21 protein-coding genes and 1 pseudogene are annotated in these 20,456 nt (G+C 59.5%); 11 read left to right on the top strand and 11 right to left on the bottom strand.

Annotated elements, in window-relative coordinates:
* The first annotated feature begins 240 nt into the window (after window positions 1-240).
* Both QMK55_RS26515 and QMK55_RS26510 read left to right on the top strand, forming a co-directional pair.
* Entirely contained in the window at window positions 241-510 is a 270-nt protein-coding gene (locus tag QMK55_RS26515; protein ID WP_320328128.1) for a DUF2790 domain-containing protein, read from the top strand.
* Window positions 511-601: 91 nt separating this feature from the next.
* Window positions 602-1,000, top strand: a complete 399-nt coding sequence (locus QMK55_RS26510; protein WP_102356198.1) for a hypothetical protein — start codon at window positions 602-604, stop codon at window positions 998-1,000.
* On the opposite strand, the gene QMK55_RS26505 is transcribed toward QMK55_RS26510, so the two are convergent.
* Entirely contained in the window at window positions 997-1,266 is a 270-nt protein-coding gene (locus QMK55_RS26505) for a DUF1652 domain-containing protein (protein ID WP_102356135.1), read from the bottom strand. The two genes, QMK55_RS26510 and QMK55_RS26505, sit on opposite strands and share 4 nt — an antisense overlap.
* A gap of 370 nt (window positions 1,267-1,636) precedes the next feature.
* On the opposite strand from QMK55_RS26505, the gene eco reads away from it, so the two are divergent.
* Both eco and QMK55_RS26495 read left to right on the top strand, forming a co-directional pair.
* Complete coding sequence (gene eco / locus QMK55_RS26500; protein ID WP_102356134.1) at window positions 1,637-2,122, top strand: serine protease inhibitor ecotin; 486 nt, start codon at window positions 1,637-1,639, stop codon at window positions 2,120-2,122.
* A gap of 21 nt (window positions 2,123-2,143) precedes the next feature.
* Window positions 2,144-2,449 (top strand): NIPSNAP family protein, encoded by a 306-nt coding sequence (locus tag QMK55_RS26495; RefSeq protein ID WP_102356133.1) that lies wholly within the window; start codon window positions 2,144-2,146, stop codon window positions 2,447-2,449.
* Window positions 2,450-2,479: 30 nt separating this feature from the next.
* Here QMK55_RS26495 and ilvA read toward each other — a convergent pair.
* Window positions 2,480-3,469, bottom strand: a pseudogene (ilvA, locus tag QMK55_RS26490) (threonine ammonia-lyase, biosynthetic); the annotation flags it as partial.
* 252 nt (window positions 3,470-3,721) lie between these two features.
* Between ilvA and QMK55_RS26485 the strand changes: the two are divergent.
* A complete protein-coding gene (locus QMK55_RS26485) occupies window positions 3,722-4,057 on the top strand; it encodes a DUF2834 domain-containing protein (RefSeq protein ID WP_102356131.1) in 336 nt (111 codons plus the stop codon).
* A gap of 589 nt (window positions 4,058-4,646) precedes the next feature.
* Here QMK55_RS26485 and QMK55_RS26480 read toward each other — a convergent pair.
* Together QMK55_RS26480 and QMK55_RS26475 are read right to left on the bottom strand one after the other, a co-directional pair.
* Window positions 4,647-5,570, bottom strand: a complete 924-nt coding sequence (locus QMK55_RS26480) for a magnesium transporter CorA family protein (protein ID WP_320328127.1) — start codon at window positions 5,568-5,570, stop codon at window positions 4,647-4,649.
* Window positions 5,571-5,577: 7 nt separating this feature from the next.
* Window positions 5,578-7,152 carry a RimK family protein gene (locus QMK55_RS26475; RefSeq protein WP_320328126.1) on the bottom strand — a complete coding sequence of 525 codons (1,575 nt, stop codon included), beginning with the start codon at window positions 7,150-7,152 and terminating at the stop codon, window positions 5,578-5,580.
* Window positions 7,153-7,244: 92 nt separating this feature from the next.
* Here QMK55_RS26475 and QMK55_RS26470 point away from each other — a divergent pair, with 92 nt between their 5' ends.
* On the top strand, window positions 7,245-8,339 hold the full coding sequence (locus tag QMK55_RS26470; protein ID WP_320328125.1) for a peptidase C39 family protein: 1,095 nt from the start codon (window positions 7,245-7,247) through the stop codon (window positions 8,337-8,339).
* A gap of 143 nt (window positions 8,340-8,482) precedes the next feature.
* Here QMK55_RS26470 and QMK55_RS26465 read toward each other — a convergent pair whose 3' ends face one another.
* Window positions 8,483-9,628, bottom strand: a complete 1,146-nt coding sequence (locus tag QMK55_RS26465) for a PQQ-dependent sugar dehydrogenase (protein WP_320328124.1) — start codon at window positions 9,626-9,628, stop codon at window positions 8,483-8,485.
* 52 nt (window positions 9,629-9,680) lie between these two features.
* Window positions 9,681-10,022, bottom strand: a complete 342-nt coding sequence (locus tag QMK55_RS26460; protein ID WP_320328123.1) for a hypothetical protein — start codon at window positions 10,020-10,022, stop codon at window positions 9,681-9,683.
* 188 nt (window positions 10,023-10,210) lie between these two features.
* Here QMK55_RS26460 and QMK55_RS26455 point away from each other — a divergent pair, with 188 nt between their 5' ends.
* A complete protein-coding gene (locus QMK55_RS26455; RefSeq protein WP_320328122.1) occupies window positions 10,211-11,083 on the top strand; it encodes a Ku protein in 873 nt (290 codons plus the stop codon).
* 150 nt (window positions 11,084-11,233) lie between these two features.
* Here the strand turns inward: QMK55_RS26455 and lpxO are convergent, their stop codons facing one another.
* Window positions 11,234-12,133, bottom strand: coding sequence for a lipid A hydroxylase LpxO (gene lpxO / locus QMK55_RS26450; protein ID WP_102359104.1), 900 nt, complete (start codon window positions 12,131-12,133; stop codon window positions 11,234-11,236).
* Window positions 12,134-12,524: 391 nt separating this feature from the next.
* On the opposite strand from lpxO, the gene QMK55_RS26445 reads away from it, so the two are divergent.
* Complete coding sequence (locus QMK55_RS26445; protein WP_102359097.1) at window positions 12,525-14,111, top strand: ABC-F family ATPase; 1,587 nt, start codon at window positions 12,525-12,527, stop codon at window positions 14,109-14,111.
* 281 nt (window positions 14,112-14,392) lie between these two features.
* On the top strand, window positions 14,393-15,586 hold the full coding sequence (locus QMK55_RS26440; RefSeq protein ID WP_320328121.1) for an MFS transporter: 1,194 nt from the start codon (window positions 14,393-14,395) through the stop codon (window positions 15,584-15,586).
* A gap of 32 nt (window positions 15,587-15,618) precedes the next feature.
* Here QMK55_RS26440 and QMK55_RS26435 read toward each other — a convergent pair whose 3' ends face one another.
* Window positions 15,619-16,656, bottom strand: coding sequence for an alpha/beta hydrolase family protein (locus QMK55_RS26435; protein ID WP_102358877.1), 1,038 nt, complete (start codon window positions 16,654-16,656; stop codon window positions 15,619-15,621).
* 238 nt (window positions 16,657-16,894) lie between these two features.
* Window positions 16,895-17,506 (bottom strand): FMN-dependent NADH-azoreductase, encoded by a 612-nt coding sequence (locus QMK55_RS26430; RefSeq protein WP_102358876.1) that lies wholly within the window; start codon window positions 17,504-17,506, stop codon window positions 16,895-16,897.
* 125 nt (window positions 17,507-17,631) lie between these two features.
* On the opposite strand from QMK55_RS26430, the gene QMK55_RS26425 reads away from it, so the two are divergent.
* Together QMK55_RS26425 and QMK55_RS26420 are read left to right on the top strand one after the other, a co-directional pair.
* On the top strand, window positions 17,632-18,540 hold the full coding sequence (locus QMK55_RS26425) for a LysR substrate-binding domain-containing protein (protein WP_320328120.1): 909 nt from the start codon (window positions 17,632-17,634) through the stop codon (window positions 18,538-18,540).
* Complete coding sequence (locus QMK55_RS26420) at window positions 18,537-18,896, top strand: MmcQ/YjbR family DNA-binding protein (RefSeq protein WP_102358874.1); 360 nt, start codon at window positions 18,537-18,539, stop codon at window positions 18,894-18,896. Before QMK55_RS26425 ends, QMK55_RS26420 begins: the two co-directional genes overlap by 4 nt.
* 114 nt (window positions 18,897-19,010) lie before the next feature.
* On the opposite strand, the gene QMK55_RS26415 is transcribed toward QMK55_RS26420, so the two are convergent.
* Both QMK55_RS26415 and QMK55_RS26410 read right to left on the bottom strand, forming a co-directional pair.
* The gene (locus tag QMK55_RS26415; protein WP_320328119.1) at window positions 19,011-19,439 is read right to left on the bottom strand and encodes a DUF1294 domain-containing protein; all 429 of its coding nucleotides are present in this window, start codon (window positions 19,437-19,439) and stop codon (window positions 19,011-19,013) included.
* Window positions 19,436-20,266, bottom strand: a complete 831-nt coding sequence (locus QMK55_RS26410) for an undecaprenyl-diphosphate phosphatase (protein ID WP_102358872.1) — start codon at window positions 20,264-20,266, stop codon at window positions 19,436-19,438. The genes QMK55_RS26415 and QMK55_RS26410 overlap by 4 nt, the downstream gene beginning before the upstream one ends.
* Window positions 20,267-20,456: the final 190 nt, after the last annotated feature.

The raw sequence follows: 20,456 nt of genomic DNA, 5'->3' as shown, positions 1-20,456 counted from the left end.
CTTGCGGTATCTGTCATTGCCCCGACGGGTGCCAGCATTGGCTGCTTCGAGGTTTCAGCCCTACCCTTCGAGAAATCACCCCTCTGCCAGACAGCCGGCGTTCAGCCAGGTTAACCATCGCTTAACGCCGCAGTCCAAAACTGTACTGAACCGCACACCTCAGCCCTTGGCTGGCGCCGAGTGCGGCAGGTTTGGCCGTATTGCGCCGAACGCTCATTCCGTCGCACGGGAGTCCGATTCATGAACATTCGCACGCTGTTGCTCACCTCCGCCCTCGCCTGCACCGCCTTCGCGGGGCTGGCTCAGGCCAATGACACCACCGCTGCAACCAAGCCGGTTCCCTATCAGTACGGCATGCCGTTGCATGTGAACAAAGTGATCTCCATGACCGAGCAACCCACTCGTCAGTGCAAAGTCGTTACTGCTGACATGAAGTACGTCGACAATGCCGGCAAGCCGGAGGAAATCACCTACCGGAAAATGTCTGATGCCTGCAGCGACCAGAACTGACAGAAGGCTCTGATTTGCGGCGTTGCGGTAGGCGCTGGAGGGCTCGCGGGTTATGCTCGGGGCCTTCTTCTTACTGCCGCAAGGACTCGCCATGCAGTTGTCGTTTCGCACGTTGTCGATCATCACTTCTTCGTTGTGTTTTGTGCTGGCGCTGGTCTGGGGCTTTTTCCCGGAGGTATTGCTGGCGATCTGGAGCATCGAGTATTCGAGCGCTGCCGGGTTTGTCGCGCGGCGCAGCGCGGTGCTGTTTGCGGCGTTGGGGGTGATGTTCTATCTGGTGCGCAACGCGCCGCCGTCGCTGGGCCGCAACGCCCTGAGCAACGGGTTTATCGTCGGTTGTTTTGGTTTGGCGGTATTAGGTTTCAGCGAGTGGCTGAACGGCCATGCCGGCCCCGGGATTCTGCTCGCGGTGCTGGTCGAGTTCGCGCTGGGCCTTGGCTTTGTGCAGGCCCGGCGCGTGACGGTCGAACTGGGTGAAACCGTGAGTTAAACCGCTCTGGATCTCGGGCTGTAATGGTTTGGCATGGTTTGTTGCGCCAGGTCCGAACGCAGGCCGGCGATCAAGTCGTTGATTTCGCGACAGCCATTCAAATGGCTGGCGTCGATACCGCTGACGTGTAGATCAACCTGGTCAGTCTGGTGGTCGCCGAATACCTTGACCGTCATCGACAAGTCTGGCGACAGCGTGCACTGGCAGCGTTTAGGCAGAAAACTGCTTTCAATGATATTGCGTAGTTCCAAGGCAGACAGAAACATGATGAACCTCTCCTTATTAATGAAACTGCCAATCAACTCTTCACGTTGACCGCTTTTTCTGCCCCTGCGCGGGTGTGTCCCCGCTGATTCCCTGGTGCGGCAAACGGTTGTACTGCGAAATGCCTCATGGAGTGTAGGCGCCCGAACCCGGTGCGCCGCACCAAATAGACGCATAAAGCGTGCCTTTCATCGGGTTGTTTTGACCCTCGATAAATCAAGCACTTGGCGCTGTGGCCAGTGGTTGGCCAGTTGCAAAATGCAAGATGAACCCGCTTGCGCACTGCAATTTGCAAGTCGACGCCGGTTTGCATTCATCGCTGATGACAGTGAGAATGCCCGTCATCCACCCTACACCCGCCAGGAGGCTTCCATGGGTTCTTTACGCGCTCGCGCGACAATCGGTCTGCTCGTTGCCGGCCTGTCCACCCTCGCCCACGCGGCCAAGCTCGAAGATGTCGCGCCGTATCCCAAGGCGGAAAACGGCTTTACCCGCCAGGTCATCTACCTGCCCAAGCAGGATCAGGAAGAGAACTTCCAGGTTGAAGTCCTCGCCGGCAAAACCCTGGAAGTCGACTGCAATCGCCAGCGACTGGGCGGCGCTCTGGACGAGAAAAACCTCGAAGGCTGGGGCTACCCGTTCTACCGCCTGGAAAAAGTCATCGGCCCGATGAGCACCCTGATGGCCTGCCCGCCTGGCTCCCAAAAGAAACGCGCCTTTGTCCCGGTGGTCGGTGACGGCTTCATGCTGCGTTACAACAGCAAGCTGCCGCTGGTGATTTACGCCCCCAAAGACGTCGAGGTGCGCTACCGCATCTGGTCGGCATCGGACAAGGTCGGCACCGCCATCGCGGAATGACCTGAACCGGGGGGCCCAAACGTGATTACCTGCCATGTGCGATACGTGATCGATCCATACCAACTGACCGAATTCGAGGCCTACGCCAAGGCCTGGCTGGACATCGTCGAGCGGTTGGGCGGCACTCATCACGGCTACTTCCTGCCCTCCGAGGGCGCGAGCAACATCGCTTATTGCCTGTTCAGCTTTCCATCGCTGGCCGATTACGAAAGCTACCGGCACATCGCGCTGACCGACCCGCAAAGCACGGCGCTGGTGGAATCACTGGTGCAGAAGAAGTTCATCGTCAGCTACGAGCGCAGTTTCCTGCGCCCACTGCTGCCCTGAGCGTTGTCACGCCGGGACGCCACACACTGCGGCGCGCTCGGCGACGTGACGCAGGCTGTCAAAATTGATGTTGGCGCCGGAGTCGATCGCGACGAAGGTCTGCTCCCGAACACCGGTGCGGGCCACGTACTGTTTGATCCCGGCCACCGCCAACGCACCGGAAGGTTCGGTGATCGAGCGGGTATCGTCGTAGATATTCTTGATCGCGGCGCAGAGGTCGTCATTGCTGACGGTGACCACCTCGTCCACGCAAAACCTGCACACTTCAAATCCATAAGCGCCGATCTGCGCCACCGCCACGCCATCGGCGAACGTCCCGACGTTGGGCAGCACCACCCGTTCATCCGCTTGCAGCGCCGCCTTCAGGCAGGCCGAGTGCTCCGATTCGACACCGATGATGCGCACTTCCGGCCGCAGGTATTTGACGTACGCCGCGATGCCGGCGATGAAGCCGCCACCGCCCACCGGAACGAAGATCGCATCCAGCGAACCCTGATGCTGACGCAGGATTTCCATGGCCACCGTGCCTTGGCCGGCGATCACGTCCGGGTCGTCGAACGGCGAGACAAAGGTGCGCCCGGTTTGCTCGGCCAGTTGCAGCGCATGGGCCAGGGCAAATGGAAAACTCTCGCCATGCAGCAGCGCTTCGGCGCCACGACTTCGCACCCCGAGCACTTTCAGTTCGGGGGTGGTCGAGGGCATGACGATGGTCGCGGCGATCCCCAGTTCCCGCGCCGCCAGCGCCACGCCCTGGGCATGATTGCCCGCCGATGCGGTGATCACCCCGCATGCTTTCTGCGCATCGCTCAACTGGACCAGCCTGTTGTAGGCGCCACGGATCTTGAAGGAAAACGTCGGCTGCAGGTCTTCGCGCTTGAGCAGGATCCGGTTGCCCAGCATCTCGGACAGTGCCGGCGCCGCTTGCAACGGCGTGCGTACGGCAATGTCGTAGACCGGCGCGGCCAGGATCTTTTTCACGTACTGCTCAAGCAGGGCTTGCTGGTCGGGGCTGTGCGGCATGGTCGTCTCCTGACGTTTTGATCAAAACCCCGGAGACAGAAAGTAAAAACCCGCCTCTAGGGCGGGTTGGGTGCTGCAGTCGTGAGCTAGCCCGCCAAATGAGGAATGGCGGTAATAATGCTTGGCTGGCAGCGCAATACGGTGGAAGTCATGGGCCTGAAATTAGCCCGACGGCGGTGCGCGCGTCAATGGCTTATTTGGCGATGGCGCTATAGGCTGGCAATTCTGCTCATCACCCCAAGGAAGGAATGCATGATGTCTGTCGCCCTGCCCCTCACTGCGTTGATTGCGTTTACCGGCTATACCGTGTCGGTGATGCTCCAGGCCGAACAGTCGTTGATCGACTTCGGCATCAGCCTGATGTCGCGTCCGGATACGGCGCAGGTGGTGATTGATCTGTATCTGCTGGCGACGCTGGCCGGGGTGTGGATGGTCAAGGATGCGCGGTCGCGGGGGATGTCTGTGTGGTCGGTGGTGCCGTATTTGCTGCTGACGGCGGTGTTTGTGTCGATTGGGCCTTTGTTGTATCTGGTGGTACGTGGAGTTCGGGAGCGCACAAAGGTGGTTGTGGCGGATCCAGCGAGCTGATCCCGAGCCTCCAGTGCTGCTGAAATAGCTTTCGCGAGCAAGCCCGCTCCCACAGGGGTTATGCGTCAGACACAGATCCAATGTGGCAGCTGATCCCGAGCTCCAGTGCTGCCGAAATAGCTTTCGCGAGCAAGCCCGCTCCCACAGGGGTTATGCGTCAGACACAGATCCAATGTGGCAGTTGATCCCGAGCTCCAGTGCTGCTGAAATAGCTTTCGCGAGCAAGCCTGATCCCACAGAGGTTATGCGCCAGACACAGATCCAATGTGGCAGCTGATCCCGAGCTCCAGTGCTGCTGAAATAGCTTTCGAGAGCAAGCCCGCTCCCACAGGGGTTATGCGTCAGACACAGATCCAATGTGGCAGCTGATCCCGAGCTCCAGTGCTGCCGAAATAGCTTTCGCGAGCAAGCCCGCTCCCACAGGGGTTATGCGTCAGACACAGATCCAATGTGGCAACTGATCCCGAGCTCCAGTGCTGCTGAAATAGCTTTCGCGAGCAAGCCCGCTCCCACAGGGGTTATGCGTCAGACACAGATCCAATGTGGGAGCGGGCTTGCTCGCGAAGGCGTCAGCTCAGGCACCGATTAATCACTTGGCCAACCGCCGCAGCCCAAACAACATCCCCCCCGCCCCCAACAGCATCACCAGCAGAAACACCGGGTACGAGATCCACCACGGCGTGCCTGCCGTCATCATGCTGAACTCCGACATCCCGCCAATGCTGGCGATCAGGTTCAACGGCAGAAACACCACGTTGATCAACGTCAGTTTACGCAGCAGGTTGTTCATGCTGTTGTTCATCAAGTTGCCGCGCGCATCGATCAGCCCGGAAAACACCGTGGAGTAGATTTCCGCCTGCTTGTAGCACTGGTTGTTTTCGATGATCAGGTCGTCGATCAGCCCGATCGCTTCACCGCCGAAATGCTGTTTATCGGCATGATTGCGCAGCCGCGTCAGCACCGCGCCGTTGCTATGCAGCGCGTTGATGTAATAGATCAGGCTTTCGCTGAGGTTGAACATTTGCACCAGATGCTGGTTCTGCATCGAGGCGTTGAACTTCTGTTGAAGCTCACGGGCTACCAGTTTGATCACCTTCAGGTGGCCGAGGTAGTGGTGGATGTTGTTGAACAGCAAATCGAGCAACACATCCAGCGGCGCATTGAGCGGCTGGCGCGTGCCAATGCCGTGCAGCGGCGTGTCGTCAGTGGCGATCACCAGCAACTGGCCGGGCGAAAACAACAGGCCGCAGGACGACACTTCAAACGCCAGGCTGCCACCGCCTGAATAATTTTCCGGGCGCTTCCAGATCAGAAACAAGTGGTCGGGATGGAACTCGATTCGCGAGACCTCATCCGGGTCCAACGCCGAGGCCAGCGCGTGTTCGTCGACCTTGTAGTGGCGGTGGAGCAAGTCGCGCTCGCCAGCATCGGGATTACTGAACAGCATCACCTCGGCATCCAGCCGCTCGACCCGCTGCAACGCGCCATGACTCAATGCAAAACTGCTGATCATCGGCGCTTCACCAGGCCTGGCCGCGACGTTTGAGCTCCAGCCGTCGCACGAACTCTTCCAGCACCAGTGAATACAGATCGTCCTGCAAATAGGCGTCTTCGATGCCGGCGTCGAGGTTCGGGTTGTCGTTGACCTCGATCACCACCACTTTGTCGCCGGCCTGTTTCAGGTCCACGCCGTAGAGGCCATCGCCAATCAGGTTGGCGGTCTTCACCGCCAGTTCCACCACCGCTCGCGGCGCTTCGTGAACGGCCAGGGTGCGGCACTCGCCGTTGATGTCCTGGCCCTTGGCCTTGTGGTTGTAGATTTGCCAGTGGCCCTTGGACATGAAGTATTGGCAGGCAAAGATCGGTTTGCGGTTGAGCACGCCGATGCGCCAGTCGTATTCGGTGTAGAAAAACTCCTGCGCCAGCAGCAACACCGAGTGTTCGAACAGTTCGGCGGTGGCTTCAAGCAGCGCCTGCTGGCTTTCGACCTTGATTACCCCACGGGAAAAGCAGCCGTCGGGGATCTTCAGCACCAGCGGAAACCCCAGGCGTTCGCCGACCCGTTCAAAGTCTTCCGGTCGTTCCTTGTAGAGAATTTCGGTGGCCGGCATGCCCAGTTGATGGCTGTTGAGCAGATCGGTCAGGTAGACCTTGTTGGTGCAACGCAGGATCGACGTCGGGTCATCCATCACCACTAGCCCTTCACTTTCAGCTTTCTTGGCGAAGCGATAGGTGTGGTTGTCGACGCTGGTGGTCTCGCGGATCAGCAAGCCGTCGTATTCGGCCAGGCGCGCATAATCCTTGCGCTCGATCAGCTCGACATCGATACCCATGCGCTTGCCGACCCGGACGAAATTCTCCAGTGCCTTGGCGTTTGATGGTGGCAAGGCCTCCTGCGGATCGTGCAGGATTGCCAGGTCATAACGCGCCACTTGTGGCGAGCGTGGCACCCGCCAGACTTTACGGCTGAAACCGTCCAGCGCATTGGCGAATTGATCTTCCTGATCGTCACGCAACTTGTGCAAGGCGCCAGACTTAATGCCTTCGATGTGCCAACCGTTAGTTCGGCGAAATTCAACTAACAAAATCGGACACGGGAACACTTCAAACAACTGTCGAGCCAAATCCTGCAGCGGCTCGATATGCGTCGTGCCGAAGTAAAGTGTCAGGGTGAAACCTTCGGTATCGCTATACAGGTGATGACTCAGGGCTTTTTCCAGGGTTTTATCCAGGTCATCCAGTGCCAGGCCGTACAGTGATTTTCTGGTCAGTTCGCTGATGGTGCGCACCGATGGAATCACCTTGTGCCCACGTGCTTCAGCCAGCAGCGAGCAGTAGTAACCGTGCCCCAGGTACTTGTAACTGCGGCACAGATTGATCACCTGCACGCGCTTGCCCGGCTCGCTGTCACGGATTTGCTCAAGGTATTCCTGCGCGGTGACGATGTCCTCGCTGGGAAAGTATGAGGCCCAGTCTTCCTTGCGTTCGACGATGATCAACACTTGACCGGAAGTTCTGATGGCTGGATTTAAAATAGTTGCCGCCGGCAAACTTTGCTCGGATACTTCGCGCCAATGACCCTGTACCGCTGACATAGAGATTGATCCGTTGGAGAACAAGACCATTTCTATTAAGCACGAAGTTTTTCGAAAGTCCCGTTTCGTTACGCAACTTTTACGGTGGTCATATGAAGGCTGTTTTTCGTTTGGCGGTAGTTGAAGATCTGCCGGCGCTGCTGGCCCTGGAAATGCAATGTTTCACCACGGACCGGCTGACCAGCCGTAGCTTTCAATGGATGATCACCCGCGCCCATGCGCAGTTGCTGGTCGCCGAACATGCCGGTCAACTGCTCGGCTACGCACTGGTGCTGTTTCATCGCGGCACCTCGCTGGCGCGGCTGTATTCCATCGCCATTGCTGGTGAAGCGCGCGGCATCGGTTTGGGTAACCAATTACTGCAACGCATCGAGGCCCGCGCGGTTGAGCACGATTGCGCGTACCTGCGCCTGGAAGTGCGCATAGACAACCCCACCGCGATTGCCTTGTACGAGCGCAACAGCTATCGGCGTTTTGCGCTGATTCACGATTACTACGAAGACCATGCCGACGCGCTGCGCCTGGAAAAACGCATTGTTCAACACCGTGATTCACGCAGCATCAAGGTGCCCTACTACCCGCAAACCACCGAGTTCACCTGCGGCCCGGCATGCCTGTTGATGGCCATGGGGGCGCTGCAACCCGGGCGTTTGCTGGAGCGGCGCGAGGAACTGCAACTCTGGCGAGAAGCGACCACGGTGTTCATGACCTCTGGCCACGGTGGCTGCAGCCCACAAGGGTTGGCACTGGCGGCATGGCGCCGGGGTTTGCGCGTGCGTCTGCAATTGAGTATGGCCGGGCCGTTGTTTCTCGATGGCGTGCGCGATGAGCATAAAAAAGATGTCATGCGCCTGGTACATGAGGAGTTCACCGCGCAACTGCAGGAGACCGACATCGAACGCATGATCGACACCCATCTGGATCTGCCGCGCCTGCTGAAGACGGGTGGTCAGCCTCTGGTGCTGATCAGCAGCTACCGCCTGACCCGCTCCAAGTCACCACATTGGGTGGTGGTGACCGACTGCGACGAGGACTTTGTGTACCTGCACGACCCCGACGTCGATCACAGCCAGCATCGCCAGCCCATGGACTGCCAGCATGTGCCGGTCAGCCATGGGGAGTTTGAGAAGATGAGCCGGTTTGGGCGAGGAAAATTGCGCGCGGCGGTGGTTTTGTCACCTCGGTAAGTCTTGGTGCCCAGACACCTGTGACGAGGGGGCTTGCCCTCGCTGGGTCGCAGAGCGGCCCCCGTTTTAACTACGCCTGCTTCGCAGGCGAACGGGGGGCAAGCCCCCCTCACCACTGGACTATCCGCCTGCCATAACGAAGGTTACTTCAGGCCGACCTTGTACAACGAACCATTGTCCTCATCCGTCAGCACATACAGATAACCATCCGGCCCCTGTCGCACGTCACGAATCCGCTGTTTCAGGCCCCCCAGCAACCGCTCCTCATGCACCACCTTGTCGCCGTCAAACTGCAAGCGGATCAGCTCCTGACTGACCAATGCGCCGATGAACAGATTCTGCTGCCAAGGCTTGAAGCGATCAGCGTCGTAGAACGCCATGCCGGTAACGCCGGGGGATTTCTCCCACACATGGTGCGGATCGACGGCGCCCTCGACGCTTTTGCCCTTGGCTTCCGGAATCGGTTGCAGCGAGTAGTTGATGCCGTGGGTCGCCAGCGGCCAACCGTAATTCTTGCCGCGCTCGATGATGTTCACCTCATCGCCACCATGGGGGCCGTGCTCGTTCTCCCAGAGTGTGCCGTTCCACGGGTTGAGTGCCGCGCCTTGCGGGTTACGATGGCCGTAGGACCAGATTTCCGGACGTACGCCAGACTGGCCCACGAACGGGTTGTCATCCGGCACCCTGCCATCGGGGAAGATTCGCACCACTTTGCCCTGCAATTTGTCGAGGTCCTGCGCGGTCGGCCGGTCGTTGTTTTCGCCGAGGGTGATGAACAGGTAACCGTCGCGGTCGAATACCAGCCGTGAGCCGAAGTGATTACCGGTCGAGAGCTTCGGCTCCTGACGGAAGATCACTTTGAAGTCTTTCAAGGTCCGCAGGTCGTCCGACAGCCGTCCACGGCCCACTGCCGTTCCGGCCTTGTCCCCGGCGCCACCGCCCTCCGCGTACGACAGGTAAACCAGCCGATCCTGCTTGAAGTCCGGCGACAGCACCACGTCGAGCAAACCACCCTGGCCCTTGGCCCAGACTTTCGGCACGCCACTGATGGGTTCCGAACGCTTGCCATCGGCGCCAATCACCCGCAGGTTGCCCGGGCGCTCGGTCACCAGCATGCCCTGGCCGTCCGGCAGAAACGCCAGCGCCCATGGATGCTCGAGGTTTTGAGTAATCGTCGTGACTTCAAGGGTGCCCTGCTCGCTTTGCAGCTCTTTGGGGGCGACGGCGAAGGCTGGCGCGCTGATCAGCGCGCCGGCGCACAGCGTGGCTAGAAGGGTTTTACGCAACATGCACGATTCCTTTTGTTCGTTTGAAAGGCTGACAGGCGCTCAGTCCTGCCGTTCAACGGTTGCTGTCTGCGTCTCGTGGAGGTGGGTTGGGAATGAATTTCGGCGGTGTGCTCGGCACCGAACGTTGCTGCTGGCCATTGCCGATGCCGCCGTTACCGACAGTGGGTGAACTGGGCACAGGCGCCGTGTTCGGCCCGCGAATCGCCGGTGCATTGGGCTGTGTGCCCTGCATGCTGTTGGGATTGGCCCGACGGATCGGGCTGTTGTAGGGGTTGTTGTTGGTACCCGTGGGACTTTGTGCCAGCAACAACGACGGGGGCGGTGCCGCGATGTCGGCGTGCGCCAGACCGGCCCCGAGGAGCAGAACGATGATGCCTAGCGGAATTCGGTTCATGGGCGGCCTCACGATGCACAGGGAATAGAGCCTTGGAGTCCACGCTACGCCGCCGGTTCGGATTTGTTAACCCATGGGCGTTAAACAACATGTAACACGGCTTGACCAGAACCCTTGAGTCCTGCGCAATCACTGGAAACTTTCGCCACGCGCCGCAGGTCACCTGATCATCACTCGGAGATCTCACTATGGCTCGGGCAATCTGGAAAGGCGCGATCAGTTTCGGATTGGTACACATCCCCGTCGCGCTGGTATCGGCAACCTCCTCCCACGGCGTGGACTTCGACTGGCTGGACAGCCGCAGCATGGACCCGGTGGGCTATAAACGGGTAAACAAGGTCACCGGCAAGGAGGTCACCAAAGAGCACATCGTCAAAGGCGTGGCCTATGAAAAGGGGCGCTACGTGGTGCTCAGCGAGGAGGAAATCCGTTCGGCGCACCCAGTGTCGACCCAGACCATCGACATCTTTTCGTTTGTCGACGCCGAACAGATTCCCCTGCAAAACATCGACACGCCCTACTACCTCGCCCCGGACAAGCGCGGTGGCAAGGTCTACGCATTACTGCGTGAAACCCTGAGTAAAACCAACAAGGTCGCCCTCGCCCGCGTCGTTCTGCACACCCGGCAATATCTCGCGGCGCTGATGCCGCTGGAATCGGCGCTGGTGCTGGTCAAACTGCGCTGGCCGCAGGAAGTGCGCGGGCTGGACGAGCTGGAGTTGGGCAGCGAAGTGACCAAGCCGCAACTGGCCAAGGGCGAACTGGATATGGCCAGGCGCCTGGTACAGGACATGAGCGGCGAATGGAGTCCTGAGGACTACAAGGATGAATTCGAAGACAAGATCATGGCCCTGGTCGAGAAAAAGGCCCATGAAGGCAAGATCGAGGATGTCGAGACGGTCGGTGGTGAGGAAGAGCGCAAAACGGCGGATGTCATCGATTTGACCGAACTGCTTAAGCGCAGCCTGGGTGGCAAAGCCCCGGCCAGGTCGAAGGCGAAAGCCAAGCCTGCCGGCAAGGCTGCGCCGGCGAGGAAGACCAAAAAAGCTTCTGGGGAATAATCAGATGCGGTTCCTGTCAGGAAGCTGACAGGTTGGCTTTGAGAGACTTTTCGCGAGCAGGCTCGCTCCCACATTTGGAATGCATTTCGTTCTGAAGGGAGCCCCCAGAATTACACATCGCCTGTGGAAGCCAACCTGTTGGCGATGGCCTCAGATCAGAATGAACACCGCCAGCAGACCGCCGAAGATCGCCCACTTTTCCATGTAGTAACGCGCGCGATTACGCTTTTTCAGCTCTTTGCCACGCAGGCGGACTTTGTAGATTTTGGTAAACAGGCGGTTGATCCCGCCGGTACGGTCGCCCGCATCGTTCGGCGCACCGGCCGCCGACATCACGGTGCGGCTGAACCAGGCGTTGAACGCCGCCGCCCAGCGATATTTCATCGGCCGCTCGATGTCGCAGAACAGGATGATGCGGTTCTTGTCCGTGGTGTTTTCGGCGTAGTGGATATAGGTCTCATCGAACATCACCGCTTCGCCGTCGCGCCAGTGGTAGCTCTCGCCGTCGACATTGATGTAGCAACCCGCATCGTTCGGCGTATCCAGCCCCAGGTGGTAACGATAGGAGCCGGCATAAGGATCTCGGTGACGCACCAGTTTCGACCCCGGTGGCAGCTCGGCGAACATCGCCGCCTTGATCGAACCGATGCTCTGCACCAGCTCGGTGGTGCGCGGGCACAGCTTCATTGCCGACGGATGGCTCTCGCCGTACCACTTGAGGTAGAAACGTTTCCAGCCACTTTTGAAGAATGAGTTGAAACCGACGTCATCGTACTGATTCGAACGCTTGATCTCACCGGCGCGCAGCAGATCCTGCCCTTCCTGACGGATTTCTTCCCAGTGCGCCTGCAACGGACTCAGGTCAGGAAACTCGCAAGGATCGAGATACGGTTTGTTCGGTTTCTTCGAAAACAGGTACAGGAAGCAATTGATAGGCGCCAGAAACGTCGAGTGATCGCTCAGTTGACGGCCCAGTTTGTGACGCACACGACCACGAAGGTGAACGTATGCAATCGAAATGACATAAATAGCGGCAATGATGAGTTTCACGGAAATCGTCACACGTCAAAAGTGAACAAACTGCGCGCCTGCCGGCCGGAGGCCCAGGGTCTGATGCAGTGGCATGAATACGAATACTGTCCCGGTGGCACTTCCTTGAGCCCATGCCGTTAGCGGCTATTGGGTAATTGGATGGCATTTTAGCCATACTTTGTAACCAATAGTGAACCTCATCTGTGAAAAACTGTCCGCTGAATCTGCCAAACAGCAGGCGCGGCATCATCGCCCTATCGTTTAAAGAGCCAGACCAGTACAATCGCCGCCAAACTTTACGCGCCCCCCTTGGTTGATGCCGGGACTCTCCCCGCCTCAGCGCACTTTGACTCGGGCCAAGCGCTCCGGCCGCACCCTCGCTACTCAGAATGCTTCGCAGGAAAAACTCTTGATTTCTACAGCTAACATCACGATGCAGTTCGGCGCCAAGCCGCTGTTCGAAAACGTTTCGGTCAAATTCGGCGCGGGCAACCGCTATGGTCTGATCGGCGCCAACGGTTGCGGCAAGTCGACCTTCATGAAAATCCTCGGCGGCGACCTCGATCCGTCCGGCGGTCAGGTCATGCTCGAGCCGAACGTGCGCCTGGGCAAGCTGCGCCAGGACCAGTTCGCCTACGAAGAATTCACCGTGATCGACACCGTGATCATGGGTCACGAAGAGCTGTGGAAGGTCAAGGCCGAACGCGACCGTATCTACTCGCTGGCAGAAATGTCGGAAGAAGACGGCATGGCCGTGGCCGAGCTGGAAACCGAATTCGCCGAGATGGACGGCTACACCGCCGAATCCCGCGCCGGTGAACTGTTGCTGGGCCTGGGTATCGGCATCGAGCAACACTTCGGCCCGATGAGCGAAGTCTCGCCAGGCTGGAAGCTGCGCGTGTTGCTGGCGCAGGCACTGTTCTCCGATCCGGAAGTGCTGCTGCTCGACGAACCGACCAACCACCTGGACATCAACACTATTCGCTGGCTGGAAAACGTCCTGACCCAGCGCAACAGCCTGATGATCATCATCTCTCACGACCGTCACTTCCTGAACAGCGTGTGCACGCACATGGCTGACCTGGATTACGGCGAGCTGCGTCTGTTCCCGGGCAACTACGACGAGTACATGACCGTGGCGACCCAGTCCCGCGAGCAACTGCTGTCGGACAACGCCAAGAAGAAAGCGCAGATTACCGAGCTGCAATCGTTCGTCAGCCGCTTCTCGGCCAACGCCTCGAAAGCCAAGCAGGCTACTTCCCGTGCCAAGGCGATCGACAAGATCCAGTTGGCCGAGGTCAAGCCTTCCAGCCGTGTCAGCCCGTTCATTCGTTTCGAACAGAACAAGAAGCTGCACCGTCAGGCGGTCATGGTTGAAAAGATGGCCAAAGGTTTCGACGGCAAGCCGTTGTTCAAAGACTTCAGCTTCCAGGTTGAAGCTGGCGAGCGCGTGGCGATCATCGGCCCGAACGGTATTGGCAAGACCACCCTGCTGCGCACCCTGGTCAACGAACTGACGCCGGATGCCGGTAGCGTCAAGTGGACCGACGCCGCAGAACTGGGCTACTACGCTCAGGACCACGCGCACGACTTCGAAGACGACGTGACGCTGTTCGACTGGATGGGTCAGTGGACGCAGGGCGAGCAGATGATTCGCGGCACTTTGGGCCGCATGCTGTTCTCCAACGACGAGATCCTCAAGTCGGTCAAAGTGATTTCCGGTGGTGAGCAAGGTCGCATGCTGTTCGGCAAGCTGATCCTGCAAAAGCCGAACGTACTGGTGATGGACGAACCGACCAACCACCTGGACATGGAGTCGATCGAGGCGCTGAACCTGGCTTTGGAAAACTACCCGGGCACGCTGATCTTCGTCAGCCACGACCGTGAGTTCGTATCGTCCCTGGCCACGCGCATCATCGAGCTGAGCCCGGATGGCGTGACCGACTTCAGCGGCACTTACGATGACTACCTGCGTAGTCAGGGTGTGGTGTTCTAAGAACAGCTGCGAGTATTGAGCTGCCAGCTTCAAGCTAAGGCCCTGTCCATGTGACGGGGCTTTTTGCATTCCAGAGCCCAGTATCTATACGGGTACCGACACCATCGCGAGCAGGCTCACTCCTACAGGAGGACGCGTTTCAACTGTGGGAGTGAGCCTGCTCGCGATGAGGCCATCAGCAACAATCGGGATAGCCAGGAAAAATAGTTAGCCTGCTTCCTTTTATTCCAGCGCCAAGCCATGATGCCGACTCTCCTGCCGCCGCCCGCGAACGAGTCCTCATGTCTGCGCAGCAACAGCCCCCGCAAAGCTCAATGGCGATCACCTTGCAGATCGTCTCCATCGTTTTCTACACCTTTGTTGCCTTCCTGTGCATTGGCCTGCCGATTGCCGTGCTGCCCGGCTATGTGCACGAACAACTGGGGTTCAGCGCCATTATTGCGGGGCTGGTCATCGGCTCGCAGTACCTGGCCACGCTGCTCAGCCGGCCAATGGCCGGACGCATGTCGGACACCATCGGCACCAAGCGCGCGATTGTTTACGGGTTATCGGGGATTGTGCTCAGTGGGCTGCTGACGCTGATGTCGACGCTGCTGCAGGACTTCCCGTTGCCGAGCCTGCTGATTCTGGTCGCCGGACGGCTGTTGCTTGGGGTCGCGCAGGGCTTGATCGGGGTCGGCACCATCAGTTGGTGCATGGGCCAGCTCGGCACCGAACACACGGCAAGGTCGATCGGCTGGAACGGCATTGCTTCCTATGGCGCGATTGCGATTGGCGCGCCACTGGGCGTGGTGATGGTCGCCGATTACGGCTTCGCGAGCCTGGGTATCGCCCTGTCGGTATTGGCGGCGGGTGCTTTGGTGCTGATCCGCAATAAACCCTCGGTGCCCGTGGTGCGTGGCGAGCGGCTGCCTTTTTGGGCGGTGTTCGGGCGCATTGCACCGTTTGGCGCCAGTTTGAGCCTGGCGTCCATTGGTTACGGCACGCTGACCACGTTTATCACCCTCTATTACCTCAATCGGGGCTGGAGCGGCGCCGCGTACTGCCTGACAGTGTTTGGCGTGTGCTTCATCCTCTCGCGGCTGCTGTTCATTTCAGCCATCAGTCGATTTGGCGGGTTCAACTCAGCGATTGCCTGCATGAGCATCGAAACCGTTGGACTGGTGCTGCTGTGGCTGGCGCCGTCCACCGCGATCGCGCTGATCGGTGCGGGGCTGGCCGGTTTCGGCCTGTCGCTGGTGTATCCGGCGCTGGGGGTTGAGGCGATCAGGCAGGTGCCCAATTCCAGCCGGGGTTCGGGATTGGGGGCTTACGCGGTGTTCTTCGATCTGGCGCTGGCGATTGCCGGGCCGTTGATGGGGGCGGTGGCGCTGAACCTGGGGTATTCGTGGATTTTCTTCAGCGCGGCACTGTTGTCGGTGATCGGGCTGGGGTTGACCTTGTTGCTCAAGCGCCGGGCAAGTTTTCAAGACTGAAATACATCTCCCACAGGGGGGAGTTGAGTCGCTCACTGATCCGCGGTCTGCATCCCCGCCCGGCTCGGTTTGCCCAGCGTGCGCGAGAAGAACTGCCCGGCTTCGGAAATCAGATTGCGGTGGATGTCTTCGCGATCCACACCGTCGGCGTCGGTACACAGCGCCGGCATTGCGCGAATCTGCTCTTCGTTGCACGGCGCCATAAAGACGAAATGCCCTGCCCCGGCGAGCAATTTGAAGTCCGGCGCAGTCGGCAGCTTGCGCGCCAGCGCCGCGGCATTCTTGTCGAAGGCCACCAGCTTGTCGCCATCGCCGCTGTAGAGCAGCACCGGCACATGCACATCCGCCAAGGTGTGACGACCGAACTTCAGGCTCAGCGGCGCCATCAGCAACAACGCATGCACGCGCGGATCGGCTACAGGCTGCAAGTCATCCCGATCGACGATCAGCTCGCCCTGGGTGTTGCAGGCATCGCGGTCGTCCGGGCGCTCCTGGCAGTAACGGCGCAGGCGGTCCAGGTCCGGCTGCGCGCCAGAGAGGATCAGCGCGGTCTCGCCGCCAGCCGAATAACCGATCACCCCGACCTGATCGGCGTTGACGAACGGCGACAGCATCGGGTCGCCGAGGGTGGCGGTGATCGCTTCGGAAATCTGGATCGGCCGCCCATACAGATTGCTCAGGGTGCCGAGTCGGCTGTGATCCCTGGAGTTGTCGCCGGGATGAATCACCGCCACCACCACAAAGCCCTTGCGTGCCAGCGAGGTGGCGAGGTCATGCAGCGCGATGGGCGTGCCGGTGTTGCCGTGGGACAGCATCAGCATCGGAAAGCGGCCGATGGCGACCTTGGTATCGGCACCCGCCTCGACGGTGTAACCCTCAAGCAGGCTGGTGTGTTCGCGGTCGCTGGAGGGATAGAAGGCGATGGCGCGCATCGGTTGCAGATCCAGCGGATCGAGGAATGTCATCTCGTGGTAACCGACACTCCAGACAGGGTGTCGCCCGGGCGCGGCATGCACTGAACCGAGGCTGCCAAGCAGGCAAATCAGTAACGTTGCACAAAGACGCATCATCGGATGGCCCACCCTGTGTTACTCAATCGAAAGATCCTTTGTGTTCCGACACGCCCGAAACCCCGAGGTTCGGTGATCCGGCGCGGCGTTGCACTCAGACGTTGATCGTTTGACTGCATAACCCGGGCCAGATTATGCAACAGTCAGAAACAAAAAACTCCGCATCTGGCCCTTGCAGAACCAGAATACAGAGTTTTTTGAGAGACTACCTGAACGGCAGCTGGTCTTTACGCAATGCTTACGCAGCGGCGAACAGTTGCTCGCTGATCTTCGCCTGAGCAGCGCTCATCGCGTTGTTGCGCACTTCATCACCGTAGGCCAGGCCTTCGGCACGGACGATTTCGATGTCGGTGATGCCGAGGAAGCCCAGAACCAGCTTCAGGTATTCTTCGTGAGCAATGCCGCTCGCCTGACCGGCATGAATCCCGCCGGCGGTGGAGACGATGACCACTTTCTTGCCACCGCACAGGCCTTCAGGGCCGGCTTCGGTGTAGCGGAAAGTCTGGCCGGCAACGGCGACGCGGTCGATCCAGGCCTTGAGCTGGGTCGGTACGGTGAAGTTGTACATCGGTGCGGCGATAACGACGGCGTCAGCAGCGATGAATTCAGCCAGGGTCGAAGCGCTCAGTTCAGCTTCATGCTGTTGTGCGGCGTTGCGCAGCTCAGCAGTGGTGCCGGCGGCGACCAGGGTGGTCGACGAGAAGTGGCTGATGGCGTCGGCGGCCAGGTCGCGGTAGGTCACGACGGCAGCAGGCTCGGCGGCTTGCCAGGCTTTGACGACTTGGCTGCTCAACTGACGGGAAGCCGAGTTGTCGCCCAGAATGCTCGAATCGATGTGCAGCAGTTTCATGTGGAATCTCCTGGAAAGAATCGCCGGCGGCGACGGAATGGAGACAATCCTACGGAAGAAACCAATAGCTGATTAGCCGCCTACAATGCGATAGTTCGTCCCACTGATAGAACGGTGGACTTTTCATGCAGGATCTCAACGATCTCTACTATTTCGCCAAGGTGGTCGAGGCCGGTGGTTTCGCGGCGGCCGGGCGCTTGCTGGGCATTCCCAAGTCACGGTTGTCACGGCGCATTGCCGAACTTGAAGAGCGTCTGGGCGCCCGCCTGCTGCAGCGCACCACCCGCCAGTTGAACCTGACCGCTGTCGGCGAACGTTACCTGCGTCACTGTCAGGCCATGCTGCTCGAAGCGGAAATGGCCGACGAAGCTGTCGCCAGCATGTCCAGCGAGCCGCGCGGCCGCTTGCGCGTGTCGTGTCCAACCGGTCTGGCGCGAGAAATGTTGCCCTGGGTGATCAGTGAGTTCCTCGGCAAATTTCCTCAGGTGCAACTGGAGGTGGTGCTGCTCAATCGGCGGGTGGATCTGGTTGCAGAAGGGTTCGACGTAGCGCTGCGCGTGCGGGAACTCGGCGATGAAGATCCGTTGCTGGTGACCCGCCGTCTGCGCCAGGCGCAAATGGTGGTGGTGGCCAGCCCGGCATTTGTCGAGGGCAAAACAATCACCCACCCGCAAGACCTGAAGAACCTGCCGGTACTCGGCGCGCTGGAAGCCGACCGCATGGTGCACGTACGCTTGCTCGATCAACAGGGCCACAGCGTCGAACTGAACATGGAAGCGCGGCTGGGCATCGATGACTTCATCGTGCGCAAGGCCTGTGTGCTGGCCGGCCAAGGTTTTACCCTGTTGCCGATGATGTATTGCGAAGGCGATCTTGAGAGCGGTGCGCTGGTGCAATTGCTGCCCGAGTGGTCGTTGCCTGGTGGCTGGTTGCAGGCGGTGTATCCGCATCGACGCGGGGTGATGCCGGCGGTGCGGGCGTGGATCGATCATCTGGTCGAATCGTTCAATGCGTGTGGGGAGCGACTGTTATGACCAAGGGAAAGATGAACGAAGCGGATGTCGCGGCCTTCTGCCTGGCCTTGCCGGGCGCGCGGGAGGATTACAAATGGGGTGGCGTGCGGGTGTTTTCGATCGCCGGCAACAAGATGTTCGCCTTGCAGGGGCTACGCGGAGATTCGTTGGCGTTCAAGGTCGACAGGGATCTGTTTCTCGGCCATTGCGACCGTCCGGGCATTCATCCGGCGCCTTATCTGGCGCGGGCACAGTGGATCATCATGCACCCGCCCTACCCGCTGGGCGCCGAGGAATTGCGCGGATTGCTGACGCGATCGCATCAGTTGGTGGTGAGCAAGCTGCCGAAGAAAACCCAAGTTGGATTACTGCTTTGACACCATCCCTGTAGGAGTGAGCCTGCTCGCGATAGCGGTGTATCAGTCGACATCTCTTTGACAGGTACGACGCTATCGCGAGCAGGCTCACTCCTACAGGGGATTTGTGGTGATTTAGAACAGTGAAAGCAGGTTCGAGCCGAGAAACAGCTGATCAATCCAGAACACCTGGTGCAACGCCACGATCGCCCAGAACAGAATCTGAAACGACACCTTGCGCGTCTTGTGCCGGAACACCTGCTGGGCGATCAGCGCGCCGGGCCAGCCGCCGGCCAGTTCCAGTGCGTGCAGGATGTTCTCCGGGGTGCGCCAGGCATCGGCGCGGGCCTTGCGCTTGTCCGCCCAGTACATGAAGAACGTCAACACGCTGACCACACCATAGGCGGTCAGCGGCACCAGCGAGATCCCGCGCAGCCACATCGACAGCGCGCCGAATGCCGGCAATGCGCAGACGATCAGCAATACCGCCAGTTTCAGTTTCAGATGCTGAACGCCGCCACCGGACGGGCGCCCGTCCGGGCGACGGGCGCGTGAATCATTCATGGCTTGGCCGCCGACCAGTCGACCCAGCCGAACTGCCAGGTTGCGAGAATCACCAGACCGAAGACAATCCGATACCAGGCGAATGCCGCGTAGCTGTGGCTGGCAATGAACTTGAGCAGACCGCGCACGGCGATCATGGCGAAGATGAACGCGGTGATGAAGCCGATGGCGAACACCGGGAAATCTGCCGGCACGAACAGGTGGCGATACTTGTAACCGGAGTAAACCGCCGCGCCGACCATGGTCGGCATCGCCAGAAAGAACGAGAACTCGGTGGCGGTCTTGCGCGACAGGCCGAACAGCAGACCGCCGATGATCGTCGAGCCAGAGCGCGAGGTGCCGGGAATCATCGCCAGGCACTGGGCGAAACCGACCTTCAACGCGTCCTTCCAAGTGATCTCGTCAACGGTTTCGGCATGCACTTCATGCTGGCGGCGTTCGGCCCATAACATGATCACCCCGCCGATTACCAACGCGGTCGCCACGGTGATCGGGTTGAACAGGTATTGGTGGATCAAGTCGGCAAAAATCACCCCCAACACCACCGCCGGCAGGAAAGCGATCAGCAGGTTGGCGGTGAAGCGTCGCGCACTCGGCTGGGTCGGCAAGCCAATCACCACGTCGAGGATCTTGCGGCGAAATTCCCAGACCACCGCGAGGATCGCGCCGAGCTGAATAATGATGTTGAACGCCATGGCCCGTTCGCCGCCGAAGTCGAGCAAGTCGGCAACAATGATCTGGTGTCCGGTACTGGAAATGGGCAAAAACTCCGTCAGCCCCTCTACAACTCCAAGAATCAGTGCCTGCAAGGCGGTCCAAAGATCCATCAATCCCCCAAAGAGCGATGCACGCCGGCATGCCCCGATAATATTTTTCTAACGTTCACTGCGTTCAGCGTAGCTGTTTGTAGCTGTACCGATTCCGCGCGCACAGGATCCACACGAAACGGTCAAAATTCCGTGAAATATCAACTTGGATTCAGGTTTTCGCGCGCGGGGCCGAAATCCTAACAGACAA

The organism is Pseudomonas sp. P8_229, from assembly GCF_034008635.1.
GTDB lineage: Bacteria > Pseudomonadota > Gammaproteobacteria > Pseudomonadales > Pseudomonadaceae > Aquipseudomonas.
Note: the sequence above shows the minus strand (reverse complement) of the source record. Positions and strands in the feature narration are given on the sequence as shown.

What these genes read in the sequence shown, in the direction of transcription:
- QMK55_RS26440 (WP_320328121.1), top strand. Translation starts at nt 14,393, where the DNA reads ATGTCTGCGCAGCAACAGCCCCCGCAAAGCTCAATGGCGATCACCTTG.
- QMK55_RS26435 (WP_102358877.1), bottom strand. Translation starts at nt 16,656, where the DNA reads ATGATGCGTCTTTGTGCAACGTTACTGATTTGCCTGCTTGGCAGCCTC.
- eco (WP_102356134.1), top strand. Translation starts at nt 1,637, where the DNA reads ATGGGTTCTTTACGCGCTCGCGCGACAATCGGTCTGCTCGTTGCCGGC.
- QMK55_RS26430 (WP_102358876.1), bottom strand. Translation starts at nt 17,506, where the DNA reads ATGAAACTGCTGCACATCGATTCGAGCATTCTGGGCGACAACTCGGCT.
- QMK55_RS26455 (WP_320328122.1), top strand. Translation starts at nt 10,211, where the DNA reads ATGGCTCGGGCAATCTGGAAAGGCGCGATCAGTTTCGGATTGGTACAC.
- QMK55_RS26420 (WP_102358874.1), top strand. Translation starts at nt 18,537, where the DNA reads ATGACCAAGGGAAAGATGAACGAAGCGGATGTCGCGGCCTTCTGCCTG.
- QMK55_RS26410 (WP_102358872.1), bottom strand. Translation starts at nt 20,266, where the DNA reads ATGGATCTTTGGACCGCCTTGCAGGCACTGATTCTTGGAGTTGTAGAG.
- QMK55_RS26505 (WP_102356135.1), bottom strand. Translation starts at nt 1,266, where the DNA reads ATGTTTCTGTCTGCCTTGGAACTACGCAATATCATTGAAAGCAGTTTT.
- QMK55_RS26475 (WP_320328126.1), bottom strand. Translation starts at nt 7,152, where the DNA reads ATGTCAGCGGTACAGGGTCATTGGCGCGAAGTATCCGAGCAAAGTTTG.
- QMK55_RS26460 (WP_320328123.1), bottom strand. Translation starts at nt 10,022, where the DNA reads ATGAACCGAATTCCGCTAGGCATCATCGTTCTGCTCCTCGGGGCCGGT.
- QMK55_RS26515 (WP_320328128.1), top strand. Translation starts at nt 241, where the DNA reads ATGAACATTCGCACGCTGTTGCTCACCTCCGCCCTCGCCTGCACCGCC.
- QMK55_RS26510 (WP_102356198.1), top strand. Translation starts at nt 602, where the DNA reads ATGCAGTTGTCGTTTCGCACGTTGTCGATCATCACTTCTTCGTTGTGT.
- QMK55_RS26470 (WP_320328125.1), top strand. Translation starts at nt 7,245, where the DNA reads ATGAAGGCTGTTTTTCGTTTGGCGGTAGTTGAAGATCTGCCGGCGCTG.
- QMK55_RS26415 (WP_320328119.1), bottom strand. Translation starts at nt 19,439, where the DNA reads ATGAATGATTCACGCGCCCGTCGCCCGGACGGGCGCCCGTCCGGTGGC.
- QMK55_RS26480 (WP_320328127.1), bottom strand. Translation starts at nt 5,570, where the DNA reads ATGATCAGCAGTTTTGCATTGAGTCATGGCGCGTTGCAGCGGGTCGAG.
- QMK55_RS26465 (WP_320328124.1), bottom strand. Translation starts at nt 9,628, where the DNA reads ATGTTGCGTAAAACCCTTCTAGCCACGCTGTGCGCCGGCGCGCTGATC.
- QMK55_RS26425 (WP_320328120.1), top strand. Translation starts at nt 17,632, where the DNA reads ATGCAGGATCTCAACGATCTCTACTATTTCGCCAAGGTGGTCGAGGCC.
- QMK55_RS26485 (WP_102356131.1), top strand. Translation starts at nt 3,722, where the DNA reads ATGATGTCTGTCGCCCTGCCCCTCACTGCGTTGATTGCGTTTACCGGC.